11 protein-coding genes are annotated in these 12,138 nt (G+C 63.1%); 7 read left to right on the top strand and 4 right to left on the bottom strand.

The annotated features are described in order from the left end of the window. The first annotated feature begins 186 nt into the window (after positions 1–186). Positions 187–1,152, top strand: a complete 966-nt coding sequence (thiL, locus tag AB4Z11_RS08820) for a thiamine-phosphate kinase (protein WP_442024495.1) — start codon at positions 187–189, stop codon at positions 1,150–1,152. Positions 1,153–1,253: 101 nt separating this feature from the next. Here the strand turns inward: thiL and AB4Z11_RS08815 are convergent, their stop codons facing one another. The 3 genes from AB4Z11_RS08815 to AB4Z11_RS08805 are packed head-to-tail and all read right to left on the bottom strand — an operon-like array spanning position 1,254 to position 6,402. Next, positions 1,254–3,854: an EAL domain-containing protein gene (locus AB4Z11_RS08815; protein ID WP_442024493.1), complete on the bottom strand. Its 2,601-nt coding sequence runs from the start codon at positions 3,852–3,854 to the stop codon at positions 1,254–1,256. After that, positions 3,851–5,881: an ATP-binding protein gene (locus AB4Z11_RS08810; protein WP_442024491.1), complete on the bottom strand. Its 2,031-nt coding sequence runs from the start codon at positions 5,879–5,881 to the stop codon at positions 3,851–3,853. Before AB4Z11_RS08810 ends, AB4Z11_RS08815 begins: the two co-directional genes overlap by 4 nt. Beyond that, positions 5,878–6,402: a YfiR family protein gene (locus tag AB4Z11_RS08805; protein ID WP_442024489.1), complete on the bottom strand. Its 525-nt coding sequence runs from the start codon at positions 6,400–6,402 to the stop codon at positions 5,878–5,880. Before AB4Z11_RS08805 ends, AB4Z11_RS08810 begins: the two co-directional genes overlap by 4 nt. A gap of 267 nt (positions 6,403–6,669) precedes the next feature. Here AB4Z11_RS08805 and AB4Z11_RS08800 point away from each other — a divergent pair, with 267 nt between their 5' ends. Beyond that, entirely contained in the window at positions 6,670–7,152 is a 483-nt protein-coding gene (locus AB4Z11_RS08800; protein ID WP_442024487.1) for a CinA family protein, read from the top strand. On the opposite strand, the gene AB4Z11_RS08795 is transcribed toward AB4Z11_RS08800, so the two are convergent. Further along, on the bottom strand, positions 7,145–9,103 hold the full coding sequence (locus AB4Z11_RS08795) for a 3'-5' exonuclease (RefSeq protein WP_442024485.1): 1,959 nt from the start codon (positions 9,101–9,103) through the stop codon (positions 7,145–7,147). The two genes, AB4Z11_RS08800 and AB4Z11_RS08795, sit on opposite strands and share 8 nt — an antisense overlap. On the opposite strand from AB4Z11_RS08795, the gene AB4Z11_RS08790 reads away from it, so the two are divergent. From AB4Z11_RS08790 to AB4Z11_RS08770, 5 genes are all read left to right on the top strand, one after another. Then, positions 9,102–9,989 (top strand): metallophosphoesterase family protein, encoded by an 888-nt coding sequence (locus tag AB4Z11_RS08790; protein WP_442024483.1) that lies wholly within the window; start codon positions 9,102–9,104, stop codon positions 9,987–9,989. The two genes, AB4Z11_RS08795 and AB4Z11_RS08790, sit on opposite strands and share 2 nt — an antisense overlap. A gap of 11 nt (positions 9,990–10,000) precedes the next feature. Next, positions 10,001–10,729 (top strand): hypothetical protein, encoded by a 729-nt coding sequence (locus tag AB4Z11_RS08785; RefSeq protein WP_442024481.1) that lies wholly within the window; start codon positions 10,001–10,003, stop codon positions 10,727–10,729. Positions 10,730–10,735: 6 nt separating this feature from the next. Then, positions 10,736–11,239: a hypothetical protein gene (locus AB4Z11_RS08780; protein ID WP_442024480.1), complete on the top strand. Its 504-nt coding sequence runs from the start codon at positions 10,736–10,738 to the stop codon at positions 11,237–11,239. Between the two features lie 87 nt (positions 11,240–11,326). After that, on the top strand, positions 11,327–11,644 hold the full coding sequence (locus tag AB4Z11_RS08775; protein WP_442024478.1) for an ArsR/SmtB family transcription factor: 318 nt from the start codon (positions 11,327–11,329) through the stop codon (positions 11,642–11,644). Then, positions 11,641–12,138 (top strand): cation diffusion facilitator family transporter (locus AB4Z11_RS08770; RefSeq protein ID WP_442024476.1); only part of this gene is annotated, 498 nt, incomplete at its 3' end. The genes AB4Z11_RS08775 and AB4Z11_RS08770, both read left to right, overlap by 4 nt.

Below are 12,138 nucleotides of genomic sequence, written 5' to 3'. Positions count from 1 at the left end.
GCAATCTGGCACTCCTGGGCCCGTATGTCCGGCGTCCTGTTCCCTGCGACTGCTGCTGCACTCTTCTTCACTCCACCAGATTCCAGCTGGGTCGTTACCCTCGCCACCGCCGCCATCGCTTCGGGCGGCACCTGGATCTATCTGCGCGACAGGCACGTTTAAGAGCGTCCCCGCTACAATGGCGGGATGCTCTCAGAATTTGACCTGATCAAACACTATTTCGTTCGCCCAGGCCGCCGCAAGGCCGCATTAGGCATCGGCGACGATTGCGCCCTGCTCGCCCCGTCGCCGGGGATGCAGACCGCCATTTCTTCCGACATGCTGGTCGAGGGCCGGCATTTCTTCGCGRGCGAAGACCCGCGCCGCCTGGGGCACAAATGCCTCGCCGTCAATCTCTCCGATCTCGCTGCCATGGGCGCCCGCCCGGTAGGCTTCACGCTCGCTCTGGCCCTGCCGGCTGCGGACCGCGATTGGCTGTCCGCGTTTTCCGCCGGCCTGTTTGCGCTGGCGGACGCGCATGACTGCGAACTGATTGGCGGCGATACCACCAAGGGACCGCTGAATATCTGCATCACCATCTTCGGCGAGGTGGCGCCGGGACGTTCCCTGCTGCGCAGTGCAGCGCAGGTGGGGGACGATATCTGGGTGTCCGGCACGCTAGGCGATGCGCGGCTGGCGCTGGCGGGGTATCGCGGCGAACTGGCACTGCCGCCGGAGCAGCTGGCCGCCGCCGGCACGCGCATGCATATGCCAACGCCACGCGTGCAGCTTGGGCTGGCATTGAGCGGCATTGCGCATGCGGCGATCGATATTTCGGACGGGCTGGCGGGTGACCTGGGACATATCCTCGAGCGTTCGGGCGTTGGTGCGGTGCTCGATGTGGATGCGCTGCCGGCAGGGCCGGTGCTGGCCGGGCAACCCCTGGCGCTAAGACGCGCATTTGCGGCGGCGGGCGGGGATGATTATGAGCTGTGCTTTACGGCGCCGGCGTCGGCGCGCGAGGCGGTTATTGCCGCCGGCGCGGCCAGCGGCACCGCTGTCACGCGCGTGGGGCGCATTGAGGCCGCGCCGGGCCTGCGCTTCAGCAACGCGGCAGGCGCCACCCTTGATCTCAAGCTGGGCGGCTTCGATCACTTTACGGCGGCTCAATGAGCCGCCCTACGCCTCGTTTGGTTTTCGGCTGATCAATGCCCCGCCGCACACGCATCGTAGGGCGGATCATCGATCCGCCGTGCATGCCTCGTGATGGCGCGTCACTGGCCGCCAATGGCCGTGTTGTCCTCGCCCGGCTCGCCCGCGCGGCGGCCGCTGCCGTGCATGAGCCAGTAGTGGTGGAAAGCGAGGCGGATATTGTCGCGCAACTGCGTGTCATCCCAAGGCTTGGTGTAGAAGCGATAAATCGCGCCGCGATTGATCGAATCGAGTACCGCCTCCAGCCCCGTATAGCCGGAAAGGATAATGCGTATCGTGTCCGGATACATCTCCTTCACCTTGGCCAGAAACTCCGTGCCGCTCAAAATCGGCATGCGCTGGTCGCACACGATCACCTGCACCGGATACAACGCCAATAGCTCGAAGCCCTCAGCCGGCGACACCGCCGTCAGAATACGGTAGCCATCGCGGCGGAACAGGCGGTGCAGCGACGACAGCACATTGACATCGTCATCCACCAGCAGCAAGGTTTGCGGCGGTTCGGCCGCCTGGTTCGGGTCCGGCGGCAGGCATTTTCCGGCCTCGACGAGCTGCCCCATTTCGCCCGCAGGTATGGGACGGCTGAAGTAATACCCCTGGATCTCGTCGCAGCGATTACGCCGCAAGTATTCCAGCTGCGGACGCGACTCCACACCTTCCGCAATCACGCGCAGCTTGAGCGAGTGCGCCATGCTGATGATGGCCAGCGCAATCGCCGCGTCATTCGGATTGGTCGTGATATCGCGCACGAATGCGATATCGATTTTCAGTTTGTCGATCGGGAAGCGCTGCAGATAAGCCAGCGAAGAATAGCCTGTACCGAAATCGTCGATGGCCACCTTGATACCCAGTTCCTTCAAGGCGCCCAGCACCTGTATGGTGCGCTCCGCATTCGACATCAAGGCCGTTTCCATCAACTCCAGCTCCAGCAACTCCGGCGGAACCTTATGCCGCTCCAGCGATTCCTTCACCTCGTGTTCCAGATCGCCCTCCACGAACTGGCGGCTCGAAACGTTCACCGCCACATGCACCTGTCCAACGGGAGAGCGCATCCACGCCGCGATCTGGCGGCAGGCCGACTCGATGATCCACGTGCCGACGCGCACGATCAGTCCCGTATCCTCCAGCACCGACACAAACTCCGCCGGATACACCAGCCCATAGCCGGGACGATTCCAGCGCAGCAGCGCCTCCGCGCCACTCACGCGGCCAGTATGCAGATTCACCTTGGGCTGGTAGTACAGCTCCAGCTCATTGTTCTCCAGCGCGCGGCGCAGCGCCATTTCGAGATCGAGGCGCGCCAGCACCTGCACGTTCATTCCCGCCGTGAAGAAGCGATAGCCGTCGCGGCCCGCCTCCTTGGCCCGCTCCATGGCCGTATTGGCGTATTTCACCAGCGTCTCCGGGTCGTTGGCGTCGTCGGGATACATGGCAATACCAATTGACGCCGTCATCGTGGCCTGACGCCCATCCAGCTCGAACGGCGCGCGCAGCGCTTCACGCACTTCGTTCGCTACCAGCACCGCATCCTGCTGGTCACGTGTCATGGTCAGAATCAGCGCGAACTCGTCGCCGCCGAGACGCCCAACGGTGTCGCGAATGCGCACGCACTGCACCAGGCGATTCGAGAAATCGCGCAGCAGTTCGTCGCCCGCCGCAGCGCCCAGCGAATCATTGATATTGCGGAAGCGGTCCAGGCCAATGAACAGCACCACGATGCGCCATTCCTTGTCCTGCGCCAGCTCGATCGATTCAGCCAGCGTCTGGAAGAACAGCGTGCGGTTGGGCAGGCCGGTCAGGCTGTCGTAATGCGCCATATGACGCAAGCGCTCTTCCGCCAGACGACGCTCGCTGATATCGCGCGCCACGCAGATCAAAGTGCTGCCGGAGGATTCGCCTTCGCCGTGCTGCTGCCAATACGCCTCCACCGGCACCGTGACCAGATCGGCGCGCGTCAGCTCTGTTTCGAACAGCTCGGGCGCCCTGGACGCCGTGTTTGCGGCTTCACGCGCAGATTCGGCGCACTGCTCCAGCACCTCGCGTCCACCCAGGCCAATGCGGGCCGGCTCCAGCGCGAGCAGCTGCTCGCGCCCATAACCCAGCATGCGGCAGGCGCCATCGTTCACGTCCACCAGATGCAAGCTGCCGGAATCGATCAGGAAGATGGCATCCGCCGTCGCATCCATCGCGCTGCGGAAGCGCTGCAGCTCTGCCGTCCGTTCGCGCACGGTTTGCTCGAGCAGCGTGTTGTAGTCGCGCGCCTGGCGATGCAGCAGGCGCACTTCCAGCAGGTTGCGGATGCGGGTCAGCACTTCCACCGGATCGAAAGGCTTGCTGACGAAATCGCGCGCGCCTGCTTCCAGCGCGGCCAGTTTCTTGTCCGGTTCCGCCGTCACCACCAGCACCGGAAGATAGGCATCCGGTTCCAGCGGCTTCAGCGCATCCATGACGTCGAATCCGTTCATGCCGGGCATGTGCAGGTCGAGGATGATGATGTCGTAGCGATTCTGTTCGTGCCAGGGCGCCACCACGCGCGGGTCGGTGGTCGAACTCACCTGGGTGTAGCCGGTCGATTGCAGCAGGTATTCCAGCAGCTGCACGTTGACGGGCTGGTCATCCACGATGAGGATGTTGGCGTTCAGGATATCGGCTCGCGTAATCACGTCGGCGTGCTCCTTTCCTTCTCGTTCCTGCGGGAGAGGAACGCTAAAGTGCTGTTGATGGCGTCAGTAAATTCGTCGATGTTGATCGGCTTGATCAGGTAGCGGAAGAACCCTGCGGCCAGGCCTTTCTCCACATCGCGCGGCATGGCATTGGCGGTCAGTGCGATCACCGGAATCTCCGCCGTACGGGGATCGTTGCGCAGCAGCTTCAGTGCGTCGATGCCGTTCACGCCGGGCAGATTGATGTCCATCAGGATCATGTCCGGCAAATGGGCGCGCGCCAGCTCGATGCCAAGATGGCCGTCCGGCGCCGACAGCAGCCGCAGATCCGGACGGAAGCTGATGATTTCTTCCACCAGTTTCAAATTGGCCGGATTGTCTTCCACGTACAGCACGGTGGCTGGTTCGTTTTCGCTATGTTCGCGGGTGCTCATGGCCGCACGCTCGCCGCCCTGCTCCACGCGCGATGGCACGGGACTGGTGGCTTTCAGTTCAATCCAGAACATGCTGCCCACACCGAGACTGCTGGTCACGCCGATGGTGCCGTTCATCAGCTCCACCAGCCGCTTGGTCACGACCAGGCCAATGCCCGTGCCTTCTTCCGCCCCGCTTTCCTGTCCCAGCCGATTGAAGGGCTGGAATAGCATGCGCACCTGCTCCGGCTGCAGGCCCATGCCCGTGTCCTGCACCGAAACGCGCAACAGTCCCGGCCCGCTTGGACTGCAATCGACCACCACGGCGCCACCTTCGCGGTTGTACTTGATGGCATTCGACAGCAGGTTTAGCAGGATTTGCTTGAGACGCGTGCGGTCCGCGTTTACATTGGCCAGGCATAAGTCCGGGAACAGCAGACGTATGCCGCGCTGTCCGGCCAACGGCCCTACCATGCTCTCGCACTCCTGCAGGATTTCATTGAGCGCCACCGGCTCCATCGACAAGGCCACTGCACCGGATTCGATCTTGGCCAAATCCAGGATCTCGTTAATCAGCGTGAGCAGATGGCGTCCCGACTTCAGGATGTGGTTGGCGAATTCCTTCTTCTGCTGCAAGGTGGACGGTAGCTTGTCCGATGTCAGGATTTGCGCGAAGCCGAGAATCGCGTTGAGCGGCGTGCGCAGCTCATGGCTCATGGACGACAGGAAGGCCGACTTGGCCTGATTGGCGCTCTTCGCTTCTTCCATCGCCATCGCCAGCTCGCCGTTGGCCTTTTCCAGCTGGAGCGTACGTTCGTGCACACGCTTTTCCAGCTCTTCGTTCAGGCGCATGATTTCCTTTTGCGCCTCGCTGCGCTGCTCGGCCTCGCGCGCGATTTCGCGGTTGGAGTTCTCCAGTTCACGCGTGCGTGTTTCGATCTCGCTCAGCATCTTGTTGAAGGAATCGGCCAGGTCGGCCACTTCATCGTCAGACAGACGCGCGGCGCGGCGCGAGTAATCACCGGTCGCCACCACCTCGCGCGCCACATCGGCAATGGCCAGCACCGGCTGGGTAATCACGTGATTCAGGCGCCGCATCAGCAAGTAGGCGATGCCCATCGCCAGCAAACTGGCCAAAATGGCGATGATCAGGTAATCGACAAAGCGGCTGAGGATTTCATAATCGGAGCGCAGATAGACAGTGCCCAGCAACTCGCCATTGTCGCGAATCGGACGGAACATGATCATCTTGCCGTCCTCGAACTCCACGCCTTCTTCGCCCGGCGCGCGCGGCACGGTGACGTCGTGCGTGGGCGCGACATAAGCCGCGAACAGCTGGCCGCGTGCATTGTAGATGGCGCCTGCATAGATCTTGGGGCGCAGGCGCAGCAGAGACAGATTCTCCTTTGCCAGGCGCTGGTCGTCGAAGGCCAGTGCCGGTGCGCTCATGTGGCCAAGCAGTTCGGCCTGGGTGCTCATGTCGCCGATCAGGGTTTGATGGTAGGCCCGCAGATCGTAGGCGATCACCGTGCCCACCGACACCAGCAGCGCCACCAGCGTGACCAGCATGACCACGCCCAGCAGCTTTCGTCGCAGCGAGCGGCGCGCACTCATGACGCCACCTGCTGAACGCGCAATGCCGCCTGCAACATGCGCGCGCTGATGCGCAAGTGCGCTGTGGCGGCGTTCTTCAGTGCCACCTCGAAGCGCAGACGCTCATCGACCATGACGAAATTGATGATGCTGCCCATGGCCTGGCTCTCGTCGGCGTCGCTCACGGTCAGCACCGCCTGGCCGCGGCAAGCGGTCATCCACTCCTGGGCGTTGGCCTTGTCCAGGGCAGCGCTGACAAATAGCATGTGCAAGCCAGCCACACTCTCACCGCGCTTCAGCCGCTTCACCTGCAACGGACGGCCATTGGCGTTGCGTCCTGCGACCGCTGCCTCCAGTTGATCGGCCAGCGCATCGGCGCCAGCCACGCCGATGACGACCGGGCTGTCCGGTTTGGCGAAGCTGCCTTCCGGCCATTCGACGAAGCCTGCGAACTTGTATAGATAAGCTGCCTTGACCTGGCGTTCCAACACGCTGCCGGCCTGGGCGGAGGCGAATAAAGGAAAGATGGCCATAGCCAGCATGATTAGCCAGCCGCCGGGAATCTTTTGCCTGTGAAAGGAGTGCAGGGGAGCCACCTTGCCTCGCGCGCCGGGGTTGTTCCCCCTATTCTATCGTTGAGTATAAGAAAGCAGCGCATTATTGAGAAACCGCGTCATTGCAGCCTCTCCCGGCTAGCAATTGACATGTGATTCTGGCCTGGACAACACTTTTTGCGGTGCAGCGTGGTCAAGCGCTGCGGTGGCGAGCTAGAATGAAGCCATCGGAATTCGAAGCCAAAAGGAGAGCCTATGACTGTCGACATCAACCAACTGGCCGCCCAAGTGGGCAAGGCTCTTCAAGACAAAGGCTTCCTGCTGGCGACCGCAGAATCCTGCACCGGTGGCGGCGTATCTACCGCCATTACCGAAATCGCCGGCTCGACCGGCTGGTTCGACTGCGGCTTCGTGTGCTATTCGAACGCGTCCAAGAGCGAGATGCTGGACGTTTCCGCCGCGCTGATCGCGCAGTTCGGCTCCGTCAGCGAGGAAGTGGCAGCCGCGATGGCGCAGGGTGCGCTGGCGTCCAGCAATGCGCACGTGGCGCTGTCCACCACCGGCATCGCCGGCCCGACCGGCGCCGTGCCGGGCAAACCGGTAGGCACCGTCTGCTTCGGCTGGGCCAATGGCGATACCGTGCACACCGAACGTCTGGTGTTTTCCGGCGACCGTCACGCGGTGCGCGAGCAGACCGTGATCCACGCCCTGCAAGGCCTGCTACGCTTTATTAATTGAGCAGGGAGCTGCGGCGAGCGGCGTGCTGCTCGTCCGGTTCGAACAGCGTGAGGCCGGTAATCGCCCGGCTGGCCGCCACGTAGAAATAGCGCCGTTCTTCGGCCATATCCCCCCCCCGCGGGAACTGGCCCTGCTCCAGGCAGGGCAGCAGTACCTGGGCCCATTCCCTCCCCTTCGCGGCCTGCACTGTGGTCAGCACCAGCTGGCGGCGTTCGCGCAGATAATTCACTTCGGCGCGCGTGCGGTCCTGGCGCTGCTTCAGGTCTTGCAGGAATTCGGCGGCGGAGCGCTGCCCTCCACGCTCGGCGAAGGCGATGAACGCGCGGATGGTGCGCAGCGCAGAGTCGGCGCGGCTATGGCTGACGAAAGCCGTGCGCGTGGCGGCAGGCAGGTCCAGTGCCTGACTGGCCAGCGCCAGCAGTTCGGGCGCACTGGCTTCCGCAGCGCGTTCCTTCAGCATCGTCACCACTTGGCGGAAGCGCTGCTTCCAGCGCAAGGTGGTCGGGCTATCGCCTTCCTTGTCGGCACACAGCACGCTGGTGAACAGATTGTCCAGCGCCGATGGCTGCGCCACGACGTCATTGCGCGCCATTTCCAGCCAGCTGCCGCTGCCATAGATTTCGTGGCCGGTTTCCCAGTCGGTGCTGGCAGCGGAGACAGAGAGATAGACCAGCAGGCTGTCCACCATGCGCTCGCAGCTTTCCTTGTCGCCCTTCAGCGTATCGTAGTCACCGCTGGCGATGTGCAGCAATGCGCGCAGCATCAGGATTTCAGGACGCAGCAGATAGGATTCGACGCCATCGCATACGTAAGGCACGGCGCGGTCCAGCAGCAGGTTTTCGATATCCACCGTCTGGTCGGCCTCGCGCAGGATCACGGCGACATCGGACAGCTTCACGCCATCCGCAGCCAAACCCGCAGCGCGGTCGGCCACTGCTGCCGCGCCTTGGCCCGGCGCATACTGCACGCGGCGCAGTTCGGAATAAGTGTCCGCATGCGATTCGAAACGGCAGGCAGGCAGCACCTGCCTGAGCAATTTGGCGATCGACACGCCGCAGCGGCGCGACTGGCTCAGTGGCAGGCGCTCTGTGCGCGGCCACGCCAGATCGAAGGCTTCGGCCGAGAACTGCGGATCGGCGCCGCGCTCTGCGTTGATGACCTGATGGCGGTCGCCCACTACCACCAAGCGCGCGTCGCGTCGGAATAAGCGCAGCAGCTCGAATTCGGCGGCGTTCACGTCATGCCATTCATCGACCAGGCAGAGGTCCGCCTGYGGCAGCGCATCCAGCGCGTAGGGATTGCGGCGCAGGATGGCCACAAGATCGGTCACCATATCGGCCGGGCTTTGCCACACGTAGAACCCTTGCTGCGGCTGGCGGCGGCGTTCGAACTCGCGGCAGATCTCGATCGCTTCGCGGTCCACATTGAAGCGCTCGGCCAGTTCCTCGACGCCGTAATCGTCAAAGTCCTCATCGTCAAAAGATAGCGAAGCCAGCGTGGCCTTCAGCGTCGAAAGCAGTTGCAGCATTTGCTCGATGCGCGGCGTGCGGTATTCGAAGTCGAAATCGAAATCGGTATAGCCGCGCTGCTCATACTTGTTCCATACCGCGTTGGCTGCTTCCACCACGTGCGGGCGCAGTTGCTCGGCGCTGGCGAGGCGCGATGGCTTGTCGAAATAGCTGCCCTGGATCAGACGATTGAGCAGCGAGCGCGCCAGGCCTTCCACCGTCAGCACGGTGACCTTGCGGCCGGGCGCCTCGTCGCGCRGCTTGTCCTCGAAGCGGATGCGGGCTCCGTCCGAGAAGCAAAGGCCCAGCACCACGCCCGGCTCGCGTGCCGCCAGCATGGCCAACGTGGTAGTCTTGCCAGTTCCGGCGCGCGCCTCGATCATCAGCGTGGGCGCGCGGGATTGCAGAATGGCTTCCTGTTCTTTTGAAGGTATGACTTGCATGACCCGTATTCTAACCGCGCTGGCGCTGGCCGCCGGCGCGATGTCCGCCGACGCCGCGCCGCTGACCGTGTTTGCAGCGGGCGATATCGCCGACTGCCGCTACTCCCGCGCCGAGTATTCGGGCGCCGCGCAGACCGCTGCCATCATCGCGGCGGGCGATCCGCAGGCCGTGGTTCTGAGCCTGGGCGACCATACTTACCCGAACGGCAAGCCAGCCGAATTCACGGAATGCTATGAGCCGACCTGGGGCCGTTTTAAATCGCGCACCCATCCTACGCCCGGTAACCACGAGTATTACAGCGGCACGGCCAATGGTTACTATGATTATTTCGGCAACGCTGCCGGGCAGCGCGGCCGTGGCTATTACAGCTTCGACATGGGCGGCTGGCACTTCATCTCTTTAAACAGTGAAATGAAAGGCGAAGAGCACGAGCGCCAGCTCGTGTGGCTAAAAGACGACCTGGCGGCCCATCCGGCGCTCTGCACCCTCGCCTACTGGCACTCGCCGCTGTATAGTTCTGGCGGGCACCCCATGACCGACCACATGCGCGAAGCCTGGCGCCTGCTGTACGAAGCGGGCGCGGAGCTGGTGTTATCTGGCCATGATCACGACTACGAGCGCTTTGCGCCGCAGGACGATAAGGGCCAGCGGGACGACGCGCGCGGCCTGCGCCAGTTCGTGGTCGGTACGGGAGGCGCCTTTCTCACGCCCTATCGCTGGACGGTGGATAACAGCGAAGTGCGCCAGAACTGGCGGGTGGGTGTGCTGAAGCTTAAATTGAAAGACAATGGCTATGAATGGGAATTCCTGGCGGCCGATACAATGCGCCCGGGTTCGCAGGAACGGGAGGCTCGCGACAGCGGCGCGGCATCCTGCCACAAATAACAGGAGCAAGAATGCAAAACACGGTTCACTTCGTCCTGCAGGGTAAGGGCGGCATCGGCAAAACGCTGGTATCGACCATCCTCGCACAATGGCTGAAGTCCAAAGGCGACACCCCGCTGCGCTGCTACGACACCGACCAGGAAAACACCACCTTCTCGCGCTACAAGGCGCTGGACGTGAAGCACATTCCCGTCATGACGGAATCGCGTACCATCGATCCCAAGCGCTTCGACTCGCTGATGATCGATATCCTGGAAGCGGACGGCAACTGCGTGATCGACAACGGCGCCAATACCTTTTCCCCGCTGCTGGCCTATCTGATCGAGAACGACTGCTTTAACCTGCTGGAAGAATCGGGCCGCAAGGTCTACATCCACACCATCGTGGGCGGCGGCGATACGCTGCATGATACGGCGATGGGCTTCGTCTCCACCGCCAAGTCCACCCATGTGCCACTGGTACTGTGGGAGAACGAGCATTTCGGCCTGCTGCAATCGGCCTCCGGCAAAGCCTTCATCGAATCGCAAACCTACGCCGACAACTCCGCGCGCGTGCGCGGCCGCGTGGTGCTGGCCCAGCGCAATGCCGATACGTTCGGCGCCGACGTGAAAAAGATGAACACTGCGCGTCTGACCGTGGACGAAGTGAAGTCCAGCGACAAGTTCAACGTCATGGAAAAGCAGCGCATCAAGGTCGTGTTCCGCGACCTGTATGAGCAGCTGGACCTGGTGAACTGGTAAGTCGCCATGGACCGCGCCAAACTGCGTAGCCAGGTGTTCGACAAGACTGGCATCAAGGTCGATGTGGACGATCCCATCTTCGCACTGGTGGCCCTGAATGAGGCGGTGCTGGAGGAAACGGTCGACCGCCATCTGGAGCGCATCGAAGCGGCTTCGATGGAGCTGGCGCAGCATGCACGCAGCGCGGGCGGCCTGCCGCCGGCGCGCGCTGCTTCCGCGGCGGCGCATTCCGAATTCGAGCCGGCGCCCGCGGTGCCCGGCGTGCGCCCCATCGCAACTTCCCACCAGGGATTCTCGCCGCGCGAACTGCGCCTGCTGGGCGCCGCTGCGGGCATCGCGCTGGTCGCCGCACTGGTGGTGCTGGCGGGACAAGCCATGTTCCGCAGCGCGCCTGCACTGACGCCGGCGCAAACCGCCGCCATCGCCCGCGCTGAAAAGCTCGACAAAGTCCTGCCTACCCTCGACGCCAAAACCCGAGGCGCCGTGGAAGAGGCACTCGCCAAACCCTGAACCGCTGGTGGCAGGCACATCGTGCCTGCCACCTGTTTTACGCCGTGGGTTGTGATAACATATGAAGACCTATTCATATGTTAAGCTATGGCGATATTTCCTGACAACGACGGCTCGGTGGCGCAGTTGGCCGACCTGTTCCACTTGCTGGGCGATCCGACGCGGCTGCGCATCGTGCTGGCTTGTGTGGAAGCGCCGATTGCGGTCAGCGAGATCGCGTCCAGCCTGCAGCTTTCCAGTTCCCTGGTAAGCCACCACCTGCGCCTGCTGCGCGCGGCGCGCATCGTGAAGTCCGAGCGCCAGGGCAAGCAGGTTTTTTACACCGCCGCCGATGCGCACATCAGCGGTGTCCTCCACGATATGCTCGAACATATCGCTGAACCACCTAACGGGAACGAGCCATGAGCGGCCACCATCATCATCACGGCCATGGCCACGACCATGGGCATCACCATCACCACGGAGAAGTCAGCCACGGCAAGGCTTTCGCCATCGCCATCGCGCTGAACGCCATTTTCGTGGCCGTGGAGTTCTTCTACGGCTTCCTCGCCAATTCGACCGCGCTGATGGCCGATGCGGGCCACAATCTGTCCGACGTGCTGGGCCTCGCACTGGCCTGGGCCGCTGCGATCCTGGCCGCGCGCAAACCGTCCCCACGCTACACCTATGGCCTGCGCAGCACCTCCATGCTGGCAGCGCTGGTGAACAGCATGCTGCTGATGGCCGCTTGCGGCGCCATCGCATGGGGGGCCGCGCAACAGCTGCTGCATCCGGTACCGGTGCAGGGCCTGACCGTATCCGTGGTTGCGGGAGTGGGCATTCTGGTGAACGGCGTCTCGGCCTGGATGTTCATGGCCGGCAGCAAGGACGACATCAATATCCGCGGCGCCTACCTGCAC

Origin of the sequence: Pseudoduganella sp. RAF53_2, assembly GCF_052113985.1 — a bacterium.
Lineage (GTDB): Bacteria > Pseudomonadota > Gammaproteobacteria > Burkholderiales > Burkholderiaceae_D > Rugamonas.
Note: the sequence above shows the minus strand (reverse complement) of the source record. Positions and strands in the feature narration are given on the sequence as shown.

Excerpts from the sequence above, each read along its gene's own strand:
- AB4Z11_RS08810 (WP_442024491.1), bottom strand. The coding sequence starts at position 5,881 with ATGAGTGCGCGCCGCTCGCTGCGACGAAAGCTGCTGGGCGTGGTCATG.
- AB4Z11_RS08805 (WP_442024489.1), bottom strand. The coding sequence starts at position 6,402 with ATGCTGGCTATGGCCATCTTTCCTTTATTCGCCTCCGCCCAGGCCGGC.
- AB4Z11_RS08800 (WP_442024487.1), top strand. The coding sequence starts at position 6,670 with ATGACTGTCGACATCAACCAACTGGCCGCCCAAGTGGGCAAGGCTCTT.
- AB4Z11_RS08790 (WP_442024483.1), top strand. The coding sequence starts at position 9,102 with ATGACCCGTATTCTAACCGCGCTGGCGCTGGCCGCCGGCGCGATGTCC.
- AB4Z11_RS08785 (WP_442024481.1), top strand. The coding sequence starts at position 10,001 with ATGCAAAACACGGTTCACTTCGTCCTGCAGGGTAAGGGCGGCATCGGC.
- AB4Z11_RS08780 (WP_442024480.1), top strand. The coding sequence starts at position 10,736 with ATGGACCGCGCCAAACTGCGTAGCCAGGTGTTCGACAAGACTGGCATC.
- AB4Z11_RS08775 (WP_442024478.1), top strand. The coding sequence starts at position 11,327 with ATGGCGATATTTCCTGACAACGACGGCTCGGTGGCGCAGTTGGCCGAC.